Source organism: Roseomonas sp. F4 (genome assembly GCF_053891155.1).
Genome location: NZ_JBSSHK010000002.1, coordinates 241,141 through 262,958, shown reverse-complemented (window position 1 = coordinate 262,958; position 21,818 = coordinate 241,141). Strand labels below are relative to the sequence as shown.

General features: G+C 67.8%; 19 protein-coding genes. 9 read left to right on the top strand and 10 right to left on the bottom strand.

Going from position 1 to position 21,818, the window contains the following annotated elements:
- The first annotated feature begins 55 nt into the window (after positions 1-55).
- A complete protein-coding gene (locus ACVFYP_RS08705; RefSeq protein WP_499199773.1) occupies positions 56-1,195 on the top strand; it encodes an anti-sigma factor antagonist in 1,140 nt (379 codons plus the stop codon).
- A 60-nt stretch (positions 1,196-1,255) separates the two neighbouring features.
- Here the strand turns inward: ACVFYP_RS08705 and ACVFYP_RS08700 are convergent, their stop codons facing one another.
- The 6 genes from ACVFYP_RS08700 to ACVFYP_RS08675 all read right to left on the bottom strand — a co-directional run bounded on the left by ACVFYP_RS08700 (position 1,256) and on the right by ACVFYP_RS08675 (position 9,595).
- Positions 1,256-2,446, bottom strand: a complete 1,191-nt coding sequence (locus ACVFYP_RS08700; protein WP_499199772.1) for an LLM class flavin-dependent oxidoreductase — start codon at positions 2,444-2,446, stop codon at positions 1,256-1,258.
- Positions 2,447-2,510: 64 nt separating this feature from the next.
- The gene (locus tag ACVFYP_RS08695) at positions 2,511-3,716 is read right to left on the bottom strand and encodes a pyridoxal phosphate-dependent aminotransferase (protein ID WP_499199771.1); all 1,206 of its coding nucleotides are present in this window, start codon (positions 3,714-3,716) and stop codon (positions 2,511-2,513) included.
- An 8-nt stretch (positions 3,717-3,724) separates the two neighbouring features.
- The gene (locus tag ACVFYP_RS08690) at positions 3,725-4,714 is read right to left on the bottom strand and encodes a Bug family tripartite tricarboxylate transporter substrate binding protein (protein ID WP_499199770.1); all 990 of its coding nucleotides are present in this window, start codon (positions 4,712-4,714) and stop codon (positions 3,725-3,727) included.
- A gap of 13 nt (positions 4,715-4,727) precedes the next feature.
- Positions 4,728-5,708 carry a Bug family tripartite tricarboxylate transporter substrate binding protein gene (locus ACVFYP_RS08685; RefSeq protein ID WP_499199769.1) on the bottom strand — a complete coding sequence of 327 codons (981 nt, stop codon included), beginning with the start codon at positions 5,706-5,708 and terminating at the stop codon, positions 4,728-4,730.
- A 141-nt stretch (positions 5,709-5,849) separates the two neighbouring features.
- Positions 5,850-7,955 carry a hydantoinase/oxoprolinase family protein gene (locus tag ACVFYP_RS08680; RefSeq protein ID WP_499199768.1) on the bottom strand — a complete coding sequence of 702 codons (2,106 nt, stop codon included), beginning with the start codon at positions 7,953-7,955 and terminating at the stop codon, positions 5,850-5,852.
- Entirely contained in the window at positions 7,952-9,595 is a 1,644-nt protein-coding gene (locus tag ACVFYP_RS08675; RefSeq protein ID WP_499199767.1) for a hydantoinase B/oxoprolinase family protein, read from the bottom strand. Before ACVFYP_RS08675 ends, ACVFYP_RS08680 begins: the two co-directional genes overlap by 4 nt.
- Before the next feature lie 101 nt (positions 9,596-9,696).
- Between ACVFYP_RS08675 and ACVFYP_RS08670 the strand changes: the two genes are divergently transcribed.
- Complete coding sequence (locus tag ACVFYP_RS08670; RefSeq protein WP_499199766.1) at positions 9,697-10,581, top strand: LysR substrate-binding domain-containing protein; 885 nt, start codon at positions 9,697-9,699, stop codon at positions 10,579-10,581.
- Positions 10,582-10,685: 104 nt separating this feature from the next.
- On the top strand, positions 10,686-10,991 hold the full coding sequence (locus tag ACVFYP_RS08665) for a hypothetical protein (RefSeq protein WP_499199765.1): 306 nt from the start codon (positions 10,686-10,688) through the stop codon (positions 10,989-10,991).
- 19 nt (positions 10,992-11,010) lie between these two features.
- Here the strand turns inward: ACVFYP_RS08665 and ACVFYP_RS08660 are convergent, their stop codons facing one another.
- Together ACVFYP_RS08660 and ACVFYP_RS08655 are read right to left on the bottom strand one after the other, a co-directional pair.
- Positions 11,011-11,445: a hypothetical protein gene (locus ACVFYP_RS08660; RefSeq protein ID WP_499199764.1), complete on the bottom strand. Its 435-nt coding sequence runs from the start codon at positions 11,443-11,445 to the stop codon at positions 11,011-11,013.
- Positions 11,442-12,191, bottom strand: a complete 750-nt coding sequence (locus ACVFYP_RS08655) for a DUF2786 domain-containing protein (protein ID WP_499199763.1) — start codon at positions 12,189-12,191, stop codon at positions 11,442-11,444. The genes ACVFYP_RS08660 and ACVFYP_RS08655 overlap by 4 nt, the downstream gene beginning before the upstream one ends.
- Positions 12,192-12,334: 143 nt before the next feature.
- Between ACVFYP_RS08655 and ACVFYP_RS08650 the strand changes: the two genes are divergently transcribed.
- The 3 genes from ACVFYP_RS08650 to ACVFYP_RS08640 are packed head-to-tail and all read left to right on the top strand — an operon-like array spanning position 12,335 to position 17,356.
- Complete coding sequence (locus ACVFYP_RS08650; protein ID WP_499199762.1) at positions 12,335-13,510, top strand: efflux RND transporter periplasmic adaptor subunit; 1,176 nt, start codon at positions 12,335-12,337, stop codon at positions 13,508-13,510.
- A 10-nt stretch (positions 13,511-13,520) separates the two neighbouring features.
- The gene (locus ACVFYP_RS08645; protein ID WP_499199761.1) at positions 13,521-16,673 is read left to right on the top strand and encodes an efflux RND transporter permease subunit; all 3,153 of its coding nucleotides are present in this window, start codon (positions 13,521-13,523) and stop codon (positions 16,671-16,673) included.
- Between the two features lie 5 nt (positions 16,674-16,678).
- Positions 16,679-17,356 carry a TetR/AcrR family transcriptional regulator gene (locus tag ACVFYP_RS08640; protein ID WP_499199760.1) on the top strand — a complete coding sequence of 226 codons (678 nt, stop codon included), beginning with the start codon at positions 16,679-16,681 and terminating at the stop codon, positions 17,354-17,356.
- On the opposite strand, the gene ACVFYP_RS08635 is transcribed toward ACVFYP_RS08640, so the two are convergent.
- Positions 17,320-18,186: a pirin family protein gene (locus ACVFYP_RS08635; protein WP_499199759.1), complete on the bottom strand. Its 867-nt coding sequence runs from the start codon at positions 18,184-18,186 to the stop codon at positions 17,320-17,322. The genes ACVFYP_RS08640 and ACVFYP_RS08635 overlap by 37 nt on opposite strands.
- A gap of 70 nt (positions 18,187-18,256) precedes the next feature.
- Here ACVFYP_RS08635 and ACVFYP_RS08630 point away from each other — a divergent pair, with 70 nt between their 5' ends.
- The 3 genes from ACVFYP_RS08630 to ACVFYP_RS08620 are packed head-to-tail and all read left to right on the top strand — an operon-like array spanning position 18,257 to position 21,211.
- Complete coding sequence (locus tag ACVFYP_RS08630) at positions 18,257-19,009, top strand: SDR family NAD(P)-dependent oxidoreductase (protein ID WP_499199758.1); 753 nt, start codon at positions 18,257-18,259, stop codon at positions 19,007-19,009.
- Between the two features lie 10 nt (positions 19,010-19,019).
- Positions 19,020-20,204 carry an acyl-CoA dehydrogenase family protein gene (locus ACVFYP_RS08625; RefSeq protein WP_499199757.1) on the top strand — a complete coding sequence of 395 codons (1,185 nt, stop codon included), beginning with the start codon at positions 19,020-19,022 and terminating at the stop codon, positions 20,202-20,204.
- Positions 20,201-21,211: a phosphotransferase family protein gene (locus tag ACVFYP_RS08620; RefSeq protein ID WP_499199756.1), complete on the top strand. Its 1,011-nt coding sequence runs from the start codon at positions 20,201-20,203 to the stop codon at positions 21,209-21,211. The genes ACVFYP_RS08625 and ACVFYP_RS08620 overlap by 4 nt, the downstream gene beginning before the upstream one ends.
- On the opposite strand, the gene ACVFYP_RS08615 is transcribed toward ACVFYP_RS08620, so the two are convergent.
- Positions 21,212-21,814 (bottom strand): hypothetical protein, encoded by a 603-nt coding sequence (locus ACVFYP_RS08615; protein ID WP_499199755.1) that lies wholly within the window; start codon positions 21,812-21,814, stop codon positions 21,212-21,214.
- Positions 21,815-21,818 lie beyond the last annotated feature (4 nt).

The window sequence follows — 21,818 nt, the reverse complement described above, 5'->3', positions numbered from 1 at the left end:
TGGTGTGATCAGCAGACTGACATTCGGCTTACCCGTTCGACAGGACCTTGAGGCCATGAAGATCAGTGCGCATCGCTCCGGCGACAGGTTGACCGTGGCATTGATCGGGCGGCTCGACACCAGCACGGCGCCCATGCTCAGCCGGGACATGGAGTTGGAAGGGGTTCGGCACCTCGTTCTCGATCTCGACGCCTGCCACTACGTTTCCAGCGCAGGATTGAGAGAACTGCTGCGCGCAAGGAAGCGACTGGCGGCCGTGGACGGCACAATGCTGCTGACCAATGTGAGCCGCGATATTCAGGACATCCTAGATATAACGGGCTTCTCCAAGCTCATTCCCAGCCAGCCCAAGGTCCGGACCATTTCCCTGGAGGGGTTGGAATTTCTTTCCGCCGGCGTGTGCGGCGAGTGCTATCGCCTGGACCCCGAAACCATCGTGAAACTCTACAAGGAGGGGATCGGGGCCGACGTCGCCGAGAAGGAGAAGCAGTTTGCGAAAGCCGCCTTCGTGTTGGGGATACCGACGGCGATCTCCTTCGACGTCGTCGCCTGCGGCACCCGAACGGGCGTCGTCTACGAGATGCTGGAAGCGACGCTGTTCAGCGCCAACATCAGGAACGACCTGCAGAACATCGAACGCCACGCCCAGCTTCTCGCGCAGATCGCCCGAACGGTTCACGAAACCCCCGCCGACCCGGCCATCTTTCCCGACATCAAGCAGAACTTCCGGCATTACATCAGCCAGATGGACTTCTTCCTGTCGGCCAGCGAGATCGCGTTGCTGCATCGCCTGCTGGAGACGATTCCGGACGCCGATACCTGTGTTCACTTCGATCTGCACACCAGCAACATCATGATCCGTGACGGCGAACCGGTGATTATCGACATGGGCGATCTATCCCGGGGGCATTACCTGTTCGACATCGGGCTTCTCTGCACGATCTACGGTTATCCCGAAACAGGCATCTGTGAGATGGCGACAAAGATACCCAACGCCGACGGCCTTCGATTGCTGGAGCATTTCCTTGCGCATTATTTTCGCGACAAGCCAGAGGACGAATATCGCTTCTTCCAGGACAACAAGTATTTTCTGGCCTCGCTGAGGCTGATCTACACCAGCACTTTCCTGCCCAGCCTCAAGGCGGAATCTGCCCGGATCATCAAGGACATATTGCTGCCGAAGATGATGAGGTGACGTCGGCTAGGCTGATCCGGCAGGCCGCGGAAGATCGTCGGCAGCCCTCTCAGCGGCCTGTTAATCCCGCGCGCCCGAAGCACGCGCCGCGAACTCCGCCGGCACCTCCTTGCCCGCATCCACAAACGCCTTGCGCAGCGCTTCCACATTCGGGCTGAAGATGGTCCGACGGTTCTCCACCGCCCAGGCGTGGGAGGCGCGAAGCGTGTCCAGCGACTGCTGGAAGCGGGGCATGACCCAGCGGGCGAACAGCTCGTAGCTGCGCCAGCTCTGCTCGCGGTCGGCCCAGTCATTGGCGCGGAACAGGAAGCCGCCGAAGCCGCCATCGCTTGCCTCGATCAGCTTCTCGATGCCGCGCGCCACCGTCTCCGGCGATCCCACCAGCGTGGTGCCGGCCTTCACGCCATCGGTCAGCGGGTCCTGGGACCGGCCGGGCGGGCGGCCCAGCGCGTCCTCGAAATAGGTCACCGTCTCCGCTCGTTCCCCGATGCGGACCTCCTCCAAAGCGCGCTCGTCGGTCTCGGCCACATGCACGTTCATCACCATGCGCCAGTCGGCGCGGTTCATGGTCTTGCCATGCCGCGCCGCCTCCTCCTCCGCGATCTTCCACTGGCCAGGCAGGGCGGCGGAGCCACCCGGAAGGCCAGCGCCGAGGGACAGGATGCCGACGCCGTGGCGGCCCGCCGTCGCCGGCCCGGCGGGGGTCAGGGTGCTGGCGACGGCGATGGGGAAATGCGGGTCGCTATAGGGGCGCAGATGCAGCCGCGCCTCCCGCATCTCGAACCAGTCGGTCTTGCGCGTCACCGGGCCGTCGCAGCGCAGCAGGGCCATGATGGCCTCCAGCGCCTCATCCATCCGGCGGCGCTGGGTGGCAGGCTCGATGCCGAGCATATAGGCGTCCGAGACCAGTGCGCCGGGGCCGCAGCCCAGCATGGCGCGGCCACGCGTCATGTGGTCGAGCTGGACGAAGCGCTGCGCCACCAGGAAGGGGTGGTGATAGGGCAGGCTGGTGACGCCGGAGCCGAGGCGGATGTGCTTCGTGCGCTCCGCCGCCGCGGCGATGATGAGCTCGGGGGAGGCGATGGTTTCCCACCCCGCGGAATGGTGCTCACCGATCCAGGCCTCGTCATAGCCGAGCCGGTCGAGCCATTCGAGCATCTCGATATCGCGGGCGATGGCCAGCGTCGGATTGTCGCCCAGGCGGTGGAAAGGCGCCAGGAAGACACCGAATTGGAGGCCGCGCTTCGCCATGAACCCTGCTCCCCTGTGCTTGGGGGCAAGTCTCCGCCGGAAAGCGCGGCCTGCCAAGCGGTGCCTAGCGCAGCCCCTCGCAGAACCCACGGATGCGGCGGCAGGCCTCATCCAGCAAGGTGTCGGCGGCGGCGAAGCTCAGCCGGAAGTGGCCCGGGAACAGGAAGGCGCTGCCATGAACCGTGGCGACGCCGGTCTCCGACAGCAGCGCCAGCACGAAGTCCCAATCGCTGGTGATCTTCGTGCCGCCGGCGGTGGTGCGGCCGATGCAGTCGGTCAGGTCCGGGAAGGCGTAGAAGGCGCCTTCCGGCAGGTGGCAACGCAGATGCGGGGTGGCATCCAGCGCGGCGACGATGCGGTTGCGCCGCGCCTCATAGACCTGGCGCATCGCCTCCGTCGGCTCCTGCGGCCCGTCCAGCGCGGCGATGGCCGCGGCCTGGGCGATGGAGCAGGTGTTGGAGGTGGACTGGCCCTGCAGCTTGTCCATGGCCTTGATGATGTGCCGAGGCGCGCCGCCGAAGCCGATGCGCCAGCCGGTCATGGCATAGGCCTTGGAACAGCCGTTCATCGTCACCGTGCGGTCGCGCAGCTTCGGCTCCACCTGGGCGAAGGTGGCGAATTCCCGGCCGTCATAGATCAGCTTTTCGTAGATATCATCGGTCAGCACATGCACCTGCGGATGCCGCAGCAGCACGTCGCACAGCCCGCGCAGCTCCGCCGCCGAATAGGTGGCGCCGGTGGGGTTGGACGGCGTGTTGACGATGAGCCACTTGGTCTTCGGCGTGATCGCGGCTTCCAGCTGCTCGGGCAGCAGCTTGAAGCCCTGGTTCGGGCCGCAGGGCAGCAGCACCGGCGTGCCCTCGGCCAGCCCGACGATGTCGGGGTAGGAAACCCAGCAGGGCGTCGGGATGATGACCTCGTCGCCCGCATTCACCGTGGCGATCATGGCGTCGTAGATCACCTGCTTGCCGCCGGTGCCGACCAGGATCTCCTCCGCCGCATAGTCCAGCCCGCTGTCGCGCTTGAACTTGCGCGCCACCGCCTCGCGCAGCGCCTTGGTGCCGGCGATGTCGGTGTAACGGGTCTGGTTGCCCTGGATGGCGGCGATGGCCGCGTCCTTGATGTGCTGGGGCGTGTCGAAATCCGGCTCGCCGGAGGAGATGGCAAGCACATCCTTCCCCTCCGCCTTCAGCGCCTGGGAGCGTTGGCGCATGGCCGTGGTCTGGGAGGGGGAGATGCGGTTCAGACGGTCCGCGATGACGTCGCTCATGGGATTCCTCAACGCGCCAGGTTCAGCCGGGCGCGGGTTACGATGTCCTTGAATTTTGCGAATTCGGCCGCGATGAAGGCGGCGGTCGCTTCGGGGGTGCTGTCGCTGACGGCATCGATGCCGGCGGTGGCGAGGCGCGCCTTCACATCCTCCGTCGCCAGCACGCGATTGGCCGCCGCGTTCAGCCGGGCGACGATGGCCGGCGGCATGCCCTTTGGGCCAAGCATGACATTCCAGGTCGATGCCGCAAAACCCGCCACGCCGGCTTCCTGCAAGGTGGGCACATCCGGGAACAGCGGATGCCGCGCCGGAGAGCCCATGCCGATGATGCGGAACAGCCCGTCCCGCGCCGCCGCCGCCAGCGAACCGAGCGGTTCCCAGCCGAACTGCACCTCTCCCTTCGTCAGCGCTTCCACCAGCGGCGCGCCGCCACGATAGGGGATGTGTTCGGCCTGCAACCCGCCGGCCGAGAGGTTCAGCAATTCTCCCGCCAAGTGGCCAACGCTGCCGGAGCCGGAGCTGCCCCAGCTCGCGCGGCCGGGATTGGCGCGCAGCCAGGCGATCAGCGATTGCGGGTCGCGATGCGGTGAATCCTTCGGCACGGCCAGCGCGATCGGCGCGCGCCCTAGGATGGCGATAGCAGTGAAATCGGCCACGGGGTCATAGGGCGTGGTGTCCGGCTGCAAGGCCGGCACGGTGCCGTGGGTGGAAGGCGTGCCGAGCAGGATGGCATGGCCATCCGCCGGCAGGCGCCGCACATAATCGCTGCCGATGACGCCGCCGGCGCCGGCGCGGTTTTCCACCACCATCCGCGCCGAAGGCCCGAGCAGCGGAGTCATCCGGTCCGCCACCAGCCGCGCCAGCAGATCGGCCGATCCGCCGGCGGGGAAGGGAATGGTGAAGCTGACCACGCGGTCCGGCCAGGCCGCGCCTTGCGCGAAAGCGGAACCGAAGGGCGCCGCCGTGATGGCGGCCAAGGCAAGACGACGGGTCAGCATGGCGAGGACTTCCTCAGATGGTGATGTTCTGGCTGCGGATGATCTCGCCCCATTTGGCGAGCTCCTCCGTCCAATAGGCGTCGAGTTCAGCGGCGGTGCTGCCGATGGTCTCCACCGCCATGGTGTTCAGCCGCTCCTTCGTCGCCGGATCGCGCAGCGCCTTCTGCATCGCGGCGGTCAGCCGGGCCACGATCGGTGCGGGCGTGCCGGCCGGCAGCAGCATGATGACATCGGTGGAGGAGGCGAAACCGGGCACGCCGGATTCCGCCAGCGTCGGCAGGTCCGGCGCGAAGGTCGAACGCTCCGCCGTGCCGACGCCCAGCACCTTCAATTGCCGGTTGGCGCGGAAAGGCAGGCAGGTGACGAGATCGACGAAGGACATCGCCACCTCCCCCGCCAGCAGGCCCTGCACGGAAGGGCCGCCGCCACGATAGGGCACATGCAACAGGCGCACATCGGCCTTGGCCTGGAACAGCTCCGTCGCCAGATGGCTGCTGGCGCCGATGCCGGCGGAGGAAAAGGTGACCTCGCCCGGCTTCGCCTTCGCATAGGCGATGAATTCCGCGACGCTGTTGACCGGGATGGAAGGGTGGACGCAGAGGCCCTGCGCGCTGCGCGCCACCAGGCTGACACCGGTGAAGGCCGCGCGGTTGTCATAGGGAATATTGGCCATCAGATGCGGCGCGATGGCATAGGTGCTGTTGGTGCCGAGCAGGAACGTATAGCCATCCGGCCGCGACCGCGCGACATGGCTGTGACCGATGGTGCCGGAAGCGCCGCCGCGATTGTCCACCACCACGGGCTGGCCGAGATCGGCCGCCATGGCCTGCGCGATGACGCGCCCCATCACGTCGGTGGAACCGCCCGCCGCCCAGGGGATCACCACCGTCAACGGGCGATTGGGAAACACCTCCTGCGCCGCCGCGGGCCGCGACGCCAGCGCGGGCGTGGCGAGGCTGGCGGCGAGCAGGGAACGACGTGTCACCACACTCATGGGTCTTCTCCGTTGTTGCCGCCGCACAGCGACGGCGATTGCGTGAATTGATGCGCGTGGCGGCGACCTTGCGGCCGCCGCTGCCGGCATCCCCCTGTTCGCCGCGTTTCTTGCGTCACGGCGTTGTGCAGTGTTGCCCGATCAAGGCAGTTCGACGACCAGATTCCGGAACTGATCCACAGAAACCTGCGCGCCCGGACCGATGACGCAGGTGGATTCCCGTTCCTCCACCAGAGCCGGCCCCTGGAAGCGTGCGCCTGGCGCGAGCGCGTAGCGGTCATAGACCTGGCAGGGCAGCCAGCCGATGCCTTCGAACAGGGCCTCCCGCACCCCACGCGCCGCCTTGGCGGCATCGGTGAAGCTTTCGGTCACCGTATTGGCGACTTCCGCCAGCTGGATGTCGCGGCCCGGCGCCAGGCAGGCGACACGCCAGGACAGCGCCTCGATCGGCAGGTCGGTCAAGGCGCGGCCGAAGCGTTCGGCATAGCTGGCGAAGAAGTTTTCCCGGATGGCCGGCAGATCGGCTTCGCTCAGCGACATCGACGGCAACTTCACGGGAATCTCGAAGCCCTGGCCGACATGTCGCATGTCGGCGGCGGGCAGCGTGGTGATGCTATCGGGATCAGCACCGGTTTCCAGCAGAAGCTGCCGGCCTTCCTCCGCCATTTGCGACAGCAGGCTGTTCACATGCGCCCAGTCCATCCGTTCCAGCCGTCCGACATGGCTGCGCACCAGATCGGTGGCGGGCGGCGCCACCAGGAAGCCAAGGGCCGAAGCCACGCCGGCGCCCAGCGGCACCAGCATGCGCTTCATCTTCAGCAGCCGCGCCAAGTCGTAGGAATGCACTGGCCCGGCGCCGCCGAAGGCGATCAGCGTGTAGCGGCGCGGGTCCCTGCCCTTCTCCGCCAGATGCATGCGCGTGGCGGCGGCCATCGTCTCATCGACGATGCGGCGGATGCCGAGCGCGGCCATGTCGCGCTCCACCTTCAGCCCCTTGGCAATGCCATTCTCGATGGCGCGCTGCACCGCATTGGGGTCCAGCGCCATCTCGCCGCCGAGAAAGTACTTTGGATCGAGCCGGCCGAGCACCAGGTCGCCATCGGTGACCGTGGGTTCGGTGCCGCCGCGGCCATAGCAGATCGGCCCCGGCTTGGCGCCGGCGCTGCGCGGGCCGACCTTCATCAGGCCGGAAGCGGCATCAACGCGAGCGATGGAGCCGCCGCCGGCACCAATCTCGATCATATCCACCACCGTCACCTTCAACGGCAGCCCAGAGCCCTTTTGGAAGCGGCGGACGCGGCCAGCCTCGAAGTCGAATTTGCGGTCGGGCGCCGCATCCTCCACCAGGCACATTTTTGCTGTTGTACCGCCCATGTCGAAGGACACGACATGGTTCTCGCCGGTGAGGCGCGCGAGGAAGGAGGCCGCCATGGCGCCGGCCGCGGGGCCGGATTCGATCAGGCGGATGGGGAATTCCTTGGCATCCCGCACCGCCGCGATGCCGCCGCCGGACAGCATCACATGCAGCCGCCCGACAAAGCCCAAGGCGGCAAGGTCTGCCTCCAGCTTGTCGAGGTAGCGACGCATCAGCGGCTGCACATAGGCATTGGCGCAGGCGGTGCTGGTGCGTTCGAATTCGCGGATTTCCGGCGCGACGCGGGACGACAGCGACAGCGGCAGGTCCGGATACATCTCCGCCACGATGGCCCCGGCGCGGACCTCATGCCGGTCGTCGTGATAGGCATGCATGAAGGCGATGGCCAGCGCCTCGATCTTCTCCTGCTCCACCAGCCGGGTGACGGCGGCGCGCACCGCATCTTCATCCAGCGGCAGCAGCGTGGCGCCATGCACGTCGATGCGCTCGGGGATTTCCAGGCGGCGATGGCGCGGCACCAGGGTCGGCGGCGCTTCCAGATACAGGTCGTAGAGGTCGTAGCGCGTCTCGCGGCCGATCTCGATCACGTCGCGGAAACCCGCGGTGGTCAGAAGGCCGACCGTGGCGCCGGTGCGCTCGATGATGGTGTTGGTCACCAGCGTGGTGCCGTGAACGATGCTGTGCAGGTCGGCGGGCTTGAGGCCCGTCTCCTCCAGCAGCCGCATCGTGCCGGCGATGATCGCCTCGCTGGGATCGTCCGGCGTGGTCAGCCGCTTACCGGTGGCAACCAGCTTGCGGATCGGATCATGCAGCACGAAATCCGTGAAGGTGCCGCCGACGTCAACGCCGATGCGTGCCGTGCCCGCGCTCATGCCTTCACCCCATAGTCACGCATCGCCGCCTCTTCCGTGATGTAGCCGTCGCGGATATCCGCGCGCACAGCTTCGGGGTCGCGCTGCTTCGGATCGCCGAAGCCGCCGCCGCCTGGATACAGCAAGGTCACGCGCCGCCCGGTCTCCACGCTGGTGCGGGACTTCGGGTGCGGCCGCGTGCCGTCATCAATGGCGATCACCGCCGGCGCGCCGGGGCCACCGCCGAGCAGGCCTTCCGCCGGATGGTCGCGCCGGTCCGACAGCAATGAGAGCCGCACCGCCGCCGGCGTGCGCACCTCGATCTCGGCCTCCTGCCCCAGGCCACCGCGGAACCGCCCGGCGCCGCCGGAATCGGGCCGAAGCTGCTTCCGCCAGACCAGCAAGGGCGCGACGCTCTCATAGGCCTCGATGGAGCCGGCGCCGACATTGGTCGGGAAGGCCGTGGTCGGAAGCCCGTCGCGATGCGGGCTGGCACCCATGCCGCCACTGGCGAAAAGCACTTGCGAAAAGCGATCGCCATTCTGGTCCATGCCGCTGAACAACGCGCGCATGGTCGGCGCGCCGCCGCATTCCGCCAGCACCTTGTCCGGCAGCACATCCGCCAGCGCCTTGTAGATGGCGCCCGCCAACAGATGGCCCGTGAGCTGCCGCGCGCTGCATGGCGCCGGGAAGCGCGGGTTCAGAATGGACCCCTCCGGCGCCGCGACGGTGATCGCCTGGTAGCTGCCCTCGTTGCGTGGCGTAAAGGGATCCAGCGCGCATTTCACCGGATAGACCGAATAGGCATGTGTGTAGTTCAGCACGCAGTTGATGCCGCGATCGATCTGCGGCGAGGTGCCGGCGAAGTCGATATGCATCGTCTCGCCCGAGACGGTCACGGCGCAGACAATCCGCGTCACCTGCTCGTCAAAACCATCGGCCTCGATGGTGGCGTGATAGGTGCCGTCCGGCACCTCGGCTATGGCGCGGCGCATCGCCTGGTCGGCGCGGATCTGCAAGGCCTCCGACAGGGCCTGCAGATCGTCGAGTCCCGTATCTTCCAGGAATTCGGCGAGGCGGCGCACCGCCACCTCATTCGCCACCACCTGCGCTTCCAGGTCGCCCATCACCGGGCCGGGGATGCGCACATTGGCGGAGAGCAGCTCCACCAGATCCTCGTTGCGCTGCCCGGCATGGAACAGGCGGGAGGGCGGGATGCGAATGCCTTCCTCGAACAGCTCCCGGCAATCCGCCGACCACAGCGCGCCACCGACATCCGGCGAATGCGCGATGGATCCCGCGAAGCCGACGATTTTTCCTTTATGGAAGATCGGACTGACAGCTGTGAAATCCGGCAGATGGCCCGTGGCCAGAAACGGATCATTGGTGATCACGCAATCGCCCGGCTGCCAGGTCTCGATCGGGAAGCGCTTGAGGAAATGCTTCGTCGTCTTCGGCAGGATGCAGGAGAAGGAGGCGATGCCGCCGGTGTTCTCCGAAATCGAATCCCCCTTCGCATCCATCAGCACCGTCGCGAAGTCGTTCGACTCGCGCACGATGGTGGAGAAGGCGGTGCGCAGCAGGCCCGTCGCCGCCTCATCGGCGATGGAGATCAATCGGCTCCAATAGACTTCGAGGGTGATGGGATCGAAGGCGTCCAAGGCAAGGCCCTTCCGGCTGGATTGCTGCAACTTCGTGAAGGCTATCCAGGGCGAAACAAGGGGTCCAATATAAAACACCTCTGTATTGAGATGCCCGGCCTATGGATCTGCGTCAGCTTCGCTACTTCGTCGCCTTGGCCGAGGAGCTGCACTTCACCCGCGCCGCGCAGCGCCTGTGCATGGCGCAGCCGCCGCTCAGCCAGCAAATCCGACAGTTGGAAGCGGAGCTGGACACCAAGCTGTTCGAACGCGGCACCCGCCATGTGGCGCTGACCGAGGCCGGCAAGGTGTTCCTGACGGAGGCCCGGGCCACGCTGGTTCAGGCCAGGCGGGCGGAGCTGGTGGCTCGCCGCGCCGGGCGTGGCGAAATCGGCGAGCTGCGCATGGGCCTTTTCGCCTCCGCGCCGCTGCTGCCCGCCTTCACCCGCGCCGTGCTCGCCTTTCGCGCCCGGCTGCCGGACGTGCATCTGACGCTGCGCGAAAGCCCGACGCTGGAGCAGGTGGATGCGCTGCGGCGGGGGGAGCTGGATGCCGGCTTCCTGCGCTGCCCCTCGGCGGATCATATCCCGGTCGATGTCGCGGCGGTGGAGCTGCTGCGGGAGCCGCTGGTGGCGATGATGCGCAGCGACCACCCGCTGGCAGCGGAGGCCACGCCGCTACGACTGGCCGAGCTGGCGGAGGAGAAGCTGATCTTCTTCTCCGCCGCCGTCGGCACAACGTTGCACGCCCAGTTCCTCGGCCTATGCCGCGCCGCCGGCTTCGCGCCGCAGATCACCCAGACGGCGCGGGAGAATTCGACGCTGATCGGGCTGGTGGCCGCGGGGCTGGGCATCGCGGTGATGCCGGCCTCGCTGGCACAAATCCAGGTGGCGGAAGTGACGCATCGCCCGCTGGCCGATGCGGGCGCCACCACGAGCATCTGGCTGGCGACGCCCCGCCAGCCCACGGCGCTGGCACGCGCCTTCCTGGCCTGCGCGACGGGCTAACCCCCTGTCACACCCGCAACCGCGCCCGGCGATTTGCGGTCACCTCGGATTGGATCCGAACTGACCGTTGCGCTAGAATCCGGTGGCAGCAAGGATGCAGCGGGATGTTCTTGAAATGGCGATCAGCAGCGGTCGCTGTAACGCTCGGACTGGCCGTCGCCGCGGCCGGGTCAACCTTCGTTCTACGCACCCCGCGACAGGCCTTTCTGACGGACTGCATCGCAAGGTCCGATTACCCGAAGCGGTGGGAAGCGGTTGACCGCTGCAAAGAGGAACTGGCCGAACTACGGCTCGATCGGACGGTGGGCACGGTGTTTGCCGGAGTTGGAACTCTGATCCTCATCCCCACAATCACCGTGAATGTCATGGTCATCCTCGTGTGGGTGCCGCTGCTGACACGTCGCCGCTAAGCCCAGGTTCCGCCAAGCCCTAATCACCGACCAGCGCCGGCCGCGCGGCCGGGTTCCAGGCGATGCCGGCCTCGGCCAGGCTCGCCGCCAGCATCGCGCCATCCATGCGCGCATGCCGCACCAGCAGCCCGACATAAAGCCCGACGAAATCCGGCCCATGCCCCGCCATGTCGCCATCGCCCGCATCGGCCAAGGCGTGCGCGATTTCGTGCAGCAGCACCCAGCTCGGGAGGCTTTCGGGCGCCTCGATCGCCAGGCGGCTGCCGGTGGCGATCACGGCGCGCGTCGCCTTGCGCGGCCGCAGGCGTGGCGGCCAGCGCAGCCCCTCCGCGGCCCAGACATGATCGACCAGCGCCTGCATCTGCGCGAAGGGCACCACCGAACGGTCCAGCGGCGCCACCACCCGGTCCTCCCAGGCATAGAGGCGCCGCGCGGCCGCGTCGCCCCGGCTCACCCGCCCCGGCGCCCCGGCAGGCGCGGCGTACCGGCCCCCGCCCCCACCGGCCGTTCCAGCGCCACCCGCCCGCCGGCGGCAGCCCCCTGCCGAAAGGCGGCATTGTCACTCACCCGACGCGTGGTGGTGCGGGAGCGCAGGCGGATGCCGAGGTCGCGAAACGCCTCCGCCACCCGCTTTTCCTTCGCCACCACCAGCGCCGTGCCACCGCCCGAAGCGCCGGCCGTGGTCATGCTGGCCTGGCGCTGGGCGGCCAGTTCATCCATCCGTTCGGAAACCCGCTCGGCGAAGCCGTAGCGGAAGCTGCGCAGCCGCTGCTGCGGCGTCTGGCGGCTGCGGCGATAGGCCTCGCTGGCGCGGAACTGCGCCTCCTCATGGTCCACCGCGCCGGCCACCACATGCATCAGGTACTCGCCCATCAGCACATCCGGCTCCAGCCCGAACAGCACGAAGTGGTTGCGGCCGACCATCCAGCCGCGCGTCTCGGTCAGGCGCAGGATCGCCATGAAGATGATGCCGACGGCCTGAAGCCGGGGGCCGGTGATCACGATGTCGCGTTGCAGGCAGGGTTCGTCCCGCAGCTCGACCTCGGACATGGTCAGGCCATAGACCTCCAGCAGCTCGCCCACTTTCTGGGCGGCCATCATCGCCTCGGCCTCGGAACAGCCGCGATCAATGGTCTTGGCGGCCAGGGCGCGCAGCCGGGCCTTTACCTTTTCCAGCTCTGTCCGCTGAGGGATCTGCACGGGGCGAATGTAGCAGAGACAGCCGCGCCCGCACCATGCTGCGTCGCAACATATCGTTGCTTGACTCCTTGGGAAACCGACGGGTATCCCAAACCGGAAACGCACCAGTTTCCCTATGAGGTCGCATGTTCCCTGATCGCGGCTTGCCGCTCCCCACCCGCCGCATCGCCTTCGCCGGCCTTGGCCTGCTGCTGCTCGCCGCCTGTGAGGAGCAGCCGCGCGGCGCCGCCGCCCAGCCCGCCCCGCCGCCGCCCACCGCCGTGACGGTGGTGACCCTGCAGCGCCAGCCCGTGCCGATCACCACCCTGCTGCCCGGCCGCACCGCCGCCTTCCAGGTGGCCGAGGTGCGGCCGCAGGTCGGCGGGCTGCTGCGCGAAAGGCTGTTCACCGAAGGCCAGGCCGTGACGGCGGGCCAGCCGCTGTTCCAGATCGACACAGGGTCGTTCGAGAATGCCGTGACCCGTGCCGAGGCCGCCCTGGCCCGTTCGGAAGCCACGCAGCGCGCGGCCGCCGGCACCGCCAACCGCTACCGCGCCCTGGTGCGATCCCAGGCGGTCAGCCAGCAGAACCTGGACAATGCCGAGGCGACCCTGCGGGAAGCCCAGGCCGATGTGCTGTCCGCCCGCGCCGCGCTGGACACGGCGCGGATCGACCTCGGCTATACCCAGGTCACCTCCCCCATCGCCGGTCGCACCGGCCGTTCCGGCGCCACGGTGGGCGCGCTGGTCACCGCGAACCAGGCGGCGGCGCTGGTCACGGTGACGCAGCTCGACCCGATCTATGTGGACGTCACGCAGCCCAACTCCGCCTTGCTGGCCCAGCGCCGCGATGTGGAAAGCGGCGCCCTGCGGCGCGAGGCCGCGGATCGCGCGCCAGCGAAGCTGATCCTGGAGGATGGCTCCACCTATCCGCATCCCGGCCAGATCCAGTTCTCCGAGGTGATCGTCGACCAGGGCACCGGCTCCGTCACCCTGCGCGCTGTGTTTCCGAACCCCGACCAGCTTCTGCTGCCCGGCATGTTCGTGCGCGCCGAAGTGGCCGAAGGCGTCACCGACCGCGCGCTGATGGTGCCGCAGCAGGGCGTGCTGCGCACCCCGCGCGGCGAGCCCTTCGCCTATGTGGTGAATGCGGAGGGCGTTGTGGAACAGCGCATCCTGCGCACCAGCCGCGCCATCGGCACCAACTGGCTGGTGACGGAGGGCGTGCAAGCCGGCGACCGCGTGGTGGTGGAAGGCGTGCAGCGCATCCGCCCCGGTGCGCGGGTGAACGCCACCGAACGCGGGGCCACACCGCCCGCGGCCCCGCAGGCCCGCAGCTAGGCAGACCGACATGGCACGTTTTTTCATCGACCGCCCGGTCTTTGCCTGGGTGATCGCCATCGGCATCATGCTGGCGGGGCTTCTGGCCCTGCGCACCCTGCCGATCGCGCAATACCCGGCCATCGCCCCGCCCGCCATCTCCGTCACCGTCAGCTATCCCGGCGCCTCCGCGGAGACGGTGCAGAGCACGGTGGTGCAGGTGATCGAGCAGCAGCTCAGCGGCATCGACGGCCTGCTGTACTTCTCTTCCCAGACCACCAAGGACGGCGCGGCCACCATCCAGCTCACCTTCGCCCAGGGCACCAACCCGGATACGGCGCAGGTGCAGGTGCAGAACAAGGTGCAGCTCGCCGTACCGCGCCTGCCGCAGACCGTGCAGCAGCAGGGCATCCGCGTCGCGAAATCCACCAGCAACTTCCTGATGGTGGTGGGCTTTGTCGCGACTGATGGGCGCATGGGCAGTTCCGACATCTCGGACTTCCTGGTCAGCACCATCCAGGACCCGATCAGCCGCACGGCGGGCGTCGGCGACTATCAGGTGTTCGGCGCGCAATTCGCCATGCGCATCTGGCTGGATCCCGCGAAGCTGGTGAATTACGGCCTGACGCCCGGCGATGTGCGCACTGCCATCCAGGCGCAGAACGTGCAGGTTTCCTCCGGCGAAATGGGCGCACAGCCTTCCGTCGCCGGCCAGCAGTTGAACGCCACCATCATCGGCCCGTCCTATCTGCAGACGCCGGAAGAATTCGGCGCGATCCTGCTGCGCGTGCAGACCGATGGCGCGCAGGTGCGGCTGCGTGACGTGGCGCGGGTGGAGATCGGCGCGGAAAGCTATGCCAACACCGCCCGCTTCAATGGCCAGCCCGCCGCCGGCATCGGCATCCGCCTGGCCAGCGGCTCCAACGCGCTGGACACGGCGACGGCGGTTCGGCTCACGATCGAAGGGTTGCGCGGCAACTTCCCCGCGGGACTGGAGGTGGTCTACCCCTACGACACCACCCCCTTCGTGCGCCTGTCGATCACCAGCGTGGTGCACACGCTGATCGAGGCGGTGGTGCTGGTCTTCCTGGTGATGTTCCTGTTCCTTCAGAACTGGCGCGCCACGCTGATCCCGACGCTGGCCATCCCGGTGGTGCTGCTGGGCACCTTCGCCATGCTGTCGGCCACCGGCTATTCCATCAACACGCTGACCATGTTCGGCCTGGTTCTGGCCATCGGCCTGCTGGTCGACGACGCCATCGTGGTCGTGGAAAATGTCGAGCGCGTGATGGCGGAGGAACACCTTCCGCCGGTCGAAGCGACGCGCAAATCCATGGACCAGATCACCGGCGCCCTGATCGGCATCGGCCTGGTGCTGTCCGCCGTGTTCCTGCCGATGGCCTTCTTCGGCGGCTCCACCGGCGTGATCTACCGGCAGTTCTCCATCACCATCGCCACCGCCATGGCGCTGTCCGTGCTGGTGGCGATCTTCTTCACCCCGGTGCTCTGCGCCACCCTGCTGAAGCCGCACAAGCCCGGCCAGGGCCAGCGCGGGTTCTTTGGCCTGTTCAACCGCGGCGTGGACCGCACGACCCGGGTCTATGAACGGGGCGTGCGCGGTAGCCTGAAGCGGCCTTGGCGAATGATGGCGATCTACGCCGCGCTGCTGGCCGCCCTCGGCTACGGCTTCCTGCGCCTGCCCGGCGGCTTCCTGCCGAATGAGGACCAGGGCACCGCCTTCGTGCAGGTCGTCGCCCCCCCGGGCGCCACCACGGAACGCACGCAGCGCGCCCTGGATGAGCTGAATCGCTATCTGATGGAGGAGGAGAAGGGCGTCGTCGCCTCCAACTTCGGCATCAACGGCTTCAGCTTCAGCGGCCGCGGCCAGAATGCCGGCCTCGGCTTCATCAGCCTGCGGCCCTGGAGCGAGCGACCCGGCGCGCAGAACAGCGTTCAGGCGCTGACCGCACGCATCAGCCGCCGCTTCGCCAGCTACCAGGATGCCATGGTCTTCGCCTTCGCCCCGCCGGCGATCACCGAACTCGGCAATGCCACCGGCTTCACCTTCCAGTTGCTGGACCGTGCGGGTGCTGGCCATGCGGCGCTGATGCAGGCGCGCAATCAGTTGCTGGGCATGGCCGCGCAAAGCCCGGTGCTGACCGCGGTGCGGCCGAACGGGCAGGATGACGAGGCGCAGTTCCGCCTGCTGGTGGATTGGGAAAGGGCCAGCGCGCTGGGGCTTTCCGTCTCCGACATCAACACCACGCTGTCCACCGCCTGGGGTTCGACCTATGTCAACGACTTCCTGGATCGTGGCCGCATCAAGCGCGTCTACATGCAGGGCGAGGCGGCATCGCGCATGCTGCCGGGCGACCTCGATCGCTGGTTCGTGCGCAATTCCAGCGGCCAGATGGTGCCCTTCACTGCCTTCGGCCGCACCGAGTGGATCTCCGGCTCGCCACGCCTGGAACGCTTCAACGGCATCGCCTCCCGCGAGATCCAGGGTGCGCCCGCGCCCGGGCGGACCAGTGGCGAGGCGATGGCGGAGATGGAGCGGCTGGCGACGCAATTGCCACCCGGCTTCGGCTATGCCTGGAGCGGCATTTCCTATGAGGAACGCGGCGCTTCCGGCCAGGCCCCGGCGCTTTATGCCATCTCGCTGATCGTCGTCTTCCTCTGCCTCGCAGCGCTGTATGAAAGCTGGTCGATCCCGACGGCGGTGATGCTGGTGGTGCCGCTGGGCGTGCTCGGCGCGGTGCTGGCCAGCCTGCTGCGCGGCATGTCGAACGACGTGTACTTCCAGGTCGGCCTTCTGACGACCATCGGCCTGTCCGCCAAGAACGCCATCCTGATTGTGGAATTCGCGAAGGAGGGTTTTGATCGTGGGCTGGGCCTGGTGGAAGCGGCGGCGGAAGCGGCGCGGCTGCGGCTGCGGCCGATCATCATGACCTCCCTCGCCTTCACGCTCGGCGTGGTGCCGCTGGCGATCTCCACCGGTGCCGGCTCCGGCGCGCAGAACGCGATCGGCACGGGCGTGATCGGCGGCGTGGTCACCGGCACCATCCTGGCCGTGGTCTTCGTGCCGCTATTCTTCCTGCTGGTGCTGAAGCTGTTCCGCACCCGGCCGAAGCAGGCGGCGAAGCCCACCGATACGGCGGCACCGCTGCCCGCGCCGGCGGAGTGACGCCGGTGGGAGAGGATGTGCTGACGGAGCGTCGCCGACCGGGGCGCGATCCGATGCCGGAGGCGGCGCGCAGCCGCCTCCTCTGCGACGCTGCCGCCAGCATCTTCCTGCGCGACGGCTATGGCGCGGCGCGGATGGATGCGGTGGCGAGCGCCGCCGGAATGTCGAAGCGCACGCTGTACCAATTGTTCCCGTCCAAGGCCGCGCTGTTCGAGGCGACGGTCAGCGCGGCCCTGGCGCCGCTGCATATGGACACGGAGCTGGAGCGGGAGCCCGATCTGGAACAGGCGCTGACAGGCACCCTGCTGACCGCCGCGCGGCACCTTCTGGCGCCGCGCCAGACCGCGCTGTTCCGCCTGGTGATCGCGGAGGGGCAGCGCTCCCCGGAGCTGGCGGAGGCCTTCCACCGCGTAAAGCTGAAGGGCGGCACCAACCCGCTGCAAAGGCGCATCGCGGCGGAGATGCAGGGCGGCCGCCTGGCGCCAGGCGATCCGGAACAGGCCTCCCGCCTGCTGTTCGGCATGGTGCTCGGCGGGCCCCAGATGATGATGATGCTGGGCCTGATTCCGCCGCCCGACGATGCGCAGCTGCAGGAGCTGGTGCGGCACGCCGTCGCCATCTATCTGCGCGGCGCGCAGTCGGCGGCTCAGCCGCCAGGAATACCGCCGAACAGCCCGCGCTGATAATCGCGCACCGCCTGCTGGATTTCCTGGGCGGTGTTCATCACGAAGGGGCCGTGCGCGACGACGGGCTCGTCGAAGGGCATCGCATGGCCGAACAGAACCACCGCGCCCTGCGCACCGGCCACCATCTCCACCACATCCCCGTCCTGGTTCAGCGTGACCAGATGGCCGGCCGCGACTTGGCGGCCTGACACGGCCAGCTCGCCGCGCACGATATAGAGAAACACGTTGTGCGCGGGCGGCACGGCGGGGCTGATGGTGCCGCCGGCCTCGAAGCGCAGCACCGTCATCGCGATGCCGGTTTCGGAATGGATCGGCCCCTTTTGCCCATCCCATTCACCCGAGATCAGATCAATCTGGACGCGGCCCGCATCCGCCGCGATCGCCGGAATCTCGGCGCGCTGCAGGCCGGTATAGGCGGGCGTCGTCATCTTCAGTCGCGCCGGCAGATTGACCCAGAGCTGCAGGATCTCCAGCGCGCCGCCGCTGCGCTTGAAGGAGTCGGGGGAAATCTCCGCATGCACCAGGCCACGCCCGGCCGTCATCCATTGCACACCGCCGGCGCGGATCACGCTTTCATGCCCACCGCTGTCCAGATGCGCCAATTCGCCGTCGAGGATGAAGGTCACCGTCTCGAAGCCGCGATGCGGATGCGGGCCGAAGGGCAGGCCGCGATTGTTCGGCGGATAGATTTGGGGGCCGTGATGGTTGAGGAACAGGAAGGGGTCCACCTGGTCCAGCCCCGGCCCCGGCAACGGGCGCCGCGTGGTCAGGTCGCCGATATCGTCACGCAGCGCCGGATGCAGCGCCTTCACGGTACGGCTGGTCATTGGATATCCCCTTCACGCTGTTGCCGGCACGTCCTAGCCTTGCCGCGCGATATGGGAGGAACAGGCGATCTTGACCAGCCTGATGGATCTGTCCGGGAAACGCGCCTTTGTCAGTGGCGCCTCCTCCGGCCTCGGCGCGCATTTTGCGCAATGCCTGGCGGCGCAGGGGGCGGAGGTGGTGCTGGCGGCAAGGCGGGTGGAGGCGCTGGAGGTGGTGGCCAAGGCCATCCGCGCGACGGGCGGCAGTGCAACCACCATACGCCTCGACATCGCCGATCCGGCCGGCTGGGACGGGCTGGAGGACGCGGCCGGCGTGATCGACATATTGGTGAACAATGCCGGCATCGTGCGAGAAGGCGCGGCGCTGGACCAGGCGGAAGCCGACTGGGATGCGGTGATCGACACCAATCTGAAGGGCATGGCCTTCCTGGCGCAGCGCATGGCGCGCGGCATGAAGGATCGCGGTGGGGGCTGCATCATCAACATCGCCTCCATCCTCGGGCTGCGGCAGGCGGGTGGCGTGCTGTCCTATGCCGTGTCCAAGGCGGGCGTCATCCAGATGACGAAGTCGCTCGCGCTGGAATGGGCGCGGCACGGCATCCGCGTGAACGCCATCGCGCCCGGCTATATCGAGACCGAGTTGAACCGCGATTTCTGGGCCTCCCCCGGCGGGGTGGCGATGATCAAGCGCATTCCGCAGCGCCGTCTCGGCCAGTTGCGGGACTTCGACGGGCCGTTGCTGCTGCTGGCCTCCGACGCCTCCCGCTACATGACCGGATCGGTGCTGGTGGTGGATGGCGGGCATATGGTGAGCAGCCTGTGAGGACAGACGCATGATGGAACAGACCCCGCGCAGCCTGAAGATCGCGCAGCGCGTCGAGGATTTCGTGCGCGGCACCGTCATCCCCTATGAGCGCGATCCGCGCTGCGGTGCACATGGGCCGGCCGAGGATCTGGTGCGCGAGTTGCGCGAAAAGGCGCGCGCGGTCGGCGTGCTGACGCCGCATATCCTGGCGGATGGCAGCCATCTGACGCAGGTGGAAACGGCGACCGTGCTCAAGAAGTCGGGCCTGTCGCCGCTCGGCCCGGTGGCGGTCAACACCATGGCGCCCGATGAGGGCAATATGTTCCTGTTGGGAAAGATCGGCACGGCGGAGCAGAAAGCGCGTTTCCTGGCGCCGCTGATCGCCGGCGCGCGATCCGCCTTCTTCATGACGGAACCCGCCGCGGAAGGTGGCGCGGGGTCCGATCCCTCGATGTTGCAGACCATGGCGCGGCGCGACAATTCCGGCTGGGTCATCAATGGCCGCAAGGCTTTCATCACGGGTGCGCAGGGTGCGTCGGTCGGCATCGTCATGGCGCGCAGCACGCCGATGGACGCCAAGATCGGCGCCACCATGTTCCTGGTGGAATTGCCAAACCCCGCGATCCGCATCGAACGCATCCTCGACACCATCGACAGCTCCATGCCCGGCGGCCATGCGGTGGTCGCCATCGAGGATCTGCGCGTGACGGACGACCAGGTGCTCGGCGAGGTGGATGAGGGTTTTCGCTACGCGCAGATCCGCCTCGCCCCCGCGCGCCTGTCCCATTGCATGCGCTGGCATGGCGCGGCGACGCGCGCGCAGGAGATTGCGACGGATTACGCGGTGAAGCGGGAGGCCTTCGGCAAGCTGTTGATCGACCATGAAGGCGTCGGCTTCATGTTGGCCGAGAATCTGATCGAATTGCAGCAGGCCGCGCTGATGATCGACTGGTGCGCCGCCGCGCTGGATGCCGGGCATTCCGGCACGCATGAAAGCAGTGTCGCGAAGGTGGCAGTATCGGAAGCGCTGTACCGCGTCGCCGATCGCTGCGTGCAGGTGCTGGGCGGCACGGGCGTGACCGGGGATACGATCGTCGAACAGGTGCTGCGCGAAACCCGCGCTTTCCGCATCTATGACGGCCCGACCGAGGTCCATAAATGGTCCATCGCCAAGGGCATCAAGCGCGCCGCGCTGGCGGGCCATAAGCGGTGAACGATACGGCCGCGCTCGCAGCCTGGATGTCCGCGCATGTGCCCGGCTTCGCCGGACCTGTGGAGCTCACCCGCTTCCAGGGCGGCCAGTCCAACCCGACCTATCGCATCGACACGCCCGCCGCCCGCTACGTGCTGCGCCGCAAGCCGCCCGGTGTGTTGCTGAAGGGCGCGCATGCGGTGGACCGGGAAGCCCGGGTGATGACCGCACTCGGCGCCGCCGGCTTTCCCGTGCCGCATGTCCATGCGCTGTGCCTGGATGAGGCCGTGCTCGGCAGCGCCTTCTACGTGATGGACATGGTGGAGGGCCGCATCTTCTGGGATGCCACCTTCCCCGACTTTTCGCGCGCCGAACGCGCGGCCTATTTCGCGGCGATGGTCGGCACGCTGGCGGCGCTGCACCGGCTCGACCCTGCCACCATCGGCCTCGCCGATTACGGCCGTCCCTCGCGCTATGTGGAGCGCCAGGTGGCGCGCTGGTCGAAGCAGTATCTGGAAGACACGGAAGCCGGCCGCAACGACGACATGGATCGGCTGGTGGACTGGCTGCCGCGCCATATCCCCGCCGCGGAGGAAGTGGCCGTGGTGCATGGCGACTTCCGGCTGGACAATATGATCTTCCACCCGACCGAGCCGCGCATTCTCGCCGTGCTGGACTGGGAATTGTCGACCATCGGCCACCCGCTGGCCGACTTCGCCTATCACCTCATGATGTACCGCATGCCGCGCGACATTCTGGGCGGCATTGCAGGTGTCGATCTTGCAGCGCAGGGCCTGCCGAGCGAGACGGAATACGTCGCCGCCTATGCCCGGCACAGCGGCCGCGACGCCGTGCCGGATCTGGACTTCTACGTCGCCTTCAACATGTTCCGCTTCGCCGCCATCCTGCACGGCATCCGCGGCCGCGCGGCGCGCGGCACCGCCGCCAATCCGGAAGCCCATGCTTTGGCGGCGCGCTTGGAAAGGGTGGCGGCCCTGGCCTGGAACCAGGCGCAGGCCGTCACCTGATCACACCCCGATCCAGGTCTCCGAAAAGGCCAGCATCGCGGTGGTGATGTGCTGTCCGGCGATCTCGCGCGGAATCGGCGCACCGGGGCAGGCCACGCCATTCACCGTGACGGTCGCCTTGTCGCAGCCGACGAAGAGGCTTGGCATATGGTGCCGCCCCGTGGCGGATTTTTCAGGCGGCAGCGCGAAGCAGAAAGGCGTGCCGAGGCCCGACCATTCCAGCTTCACCGTCATGTCGCCAGCCGTCACCGTCTCGCTATAGCTGGAAATGGCATCGCCACCCGCCGCCACGCTGTCCAGCTTGCGATATTGCAGGCCCGCCAGCCCGGGCAGCCCGCGCCAGGCGCCGAAATGCGACACATAATCAGCGACCAGCCAGCGCGCCAAAGGCTCGTTGTCGGTCAGGCAGATATTGCCCGGGGCGCCATTCTCCTGCGGTGATTGCAGCAGCACCAACGCATGGCCGCGCCCATGCGGCGACAGCACGACGCGGAAGAAGGACGCCAGCGTGGTGAAGGCACCCGCCGGGTCCTGCTTCAGCGAAATGCCCGGATTCTCGCCGGACCATTCGACGCGCCCCGGGAACAGCAATGTTTCTGCCATGTGG

Excerpts from the sequence above, each read along its gene's own strand:
- ACVFYP_RS08705 (WP_499199773.1), top strand. The coding sequence starts at position 56 with ATGAAGATCAGTGCGCATCGCTCCGGCGACAGGTTGACCGTGGCATTG.
- ACVFYP_RS08700 (WP_499199772.1), bottom strand. The coding sequence starts at position 2,446 with ATGGCGAAGCGCGGCCTCCAATTCGGTGTCTTCCTGGCGCCTTTCCAC.
- ACVFYP_RS08695 (WP_499199771.1), bottom strand. The coding sequence starts at position 3,716 with ATGAGCGACGTCATCGCGGACCGTCTGAACCGCATCTCCCCCTCCCAG.
- ACVFYP_RS08670 (WP_499199766.1), top strand. The coding sequence starts at position 9,697 with ATGGATCTGCGTCAGCTTCGCTACTTCGTCGCCTTGGCCGAGGAGCTG.
- ACVFYP_RS08615 (WP_499199755.1), bottom strand. The coding sequence starts at position 21,814 with ATGGCAGAAACATTGCTGTTCCCGGGGCGCGTCGAATGGTCCGGCGAG.
- ACVFYP_RS08665 (WP_499199765.1), top strand. The coding sequence starts at position 10,686 with ATGTTCTTGAAATGGCGATCAGCAGCGGTCGCTGTAACGCTCGGACTG.
- ACVFYP_RS08685 (WP_499199769.1), bottom strand. The coding sequence starts at position 5,708 with ATGAGTGTGGTGACACGTCGTTCCCTGCTCGCCGCCAGCCTCGCCACG.
- ACVFYP_RS08635 (WP_499199759.1), bottom strand. The coding sequence starts at position 18,186 with ATGACCAGCCGTACCGTGAAGGCGCTGCATCCGGCGCTGCGTGACGAT.
- ACVFYP_RS08645 (WP_499199761.1), top strand. The coding sequence starts at position 13,521 with ATGGCACGTTTTTTCATCGACCGCCCGGTCTTTGCCTGGGTGATCGCC.
- ACVFYP_RS08625 (WP_499199757.1), top strand. The coding sequence starts at position 19,020 with ATGATGGAACAGACCCCGCGCAGCCTGAAGATCGCGCAGCGCGTCGAG.
- ACVFYP_RS08690 (WP_499199770.1), bottom strand. The coding sequence starts at position 4,714 with ATGCTGACCCGTCGTCTTGCCTTGGCCGCCATCACGGCGGCGCCCTTC.
- ACVFYP_RS08680 (WP_499199768.1), bottom strand. The coding sequence starts at position 7,955 with ATGAGCGCGGGCACGGCACGCATCGGCGTTGACGTCGGCGGCACCTTC.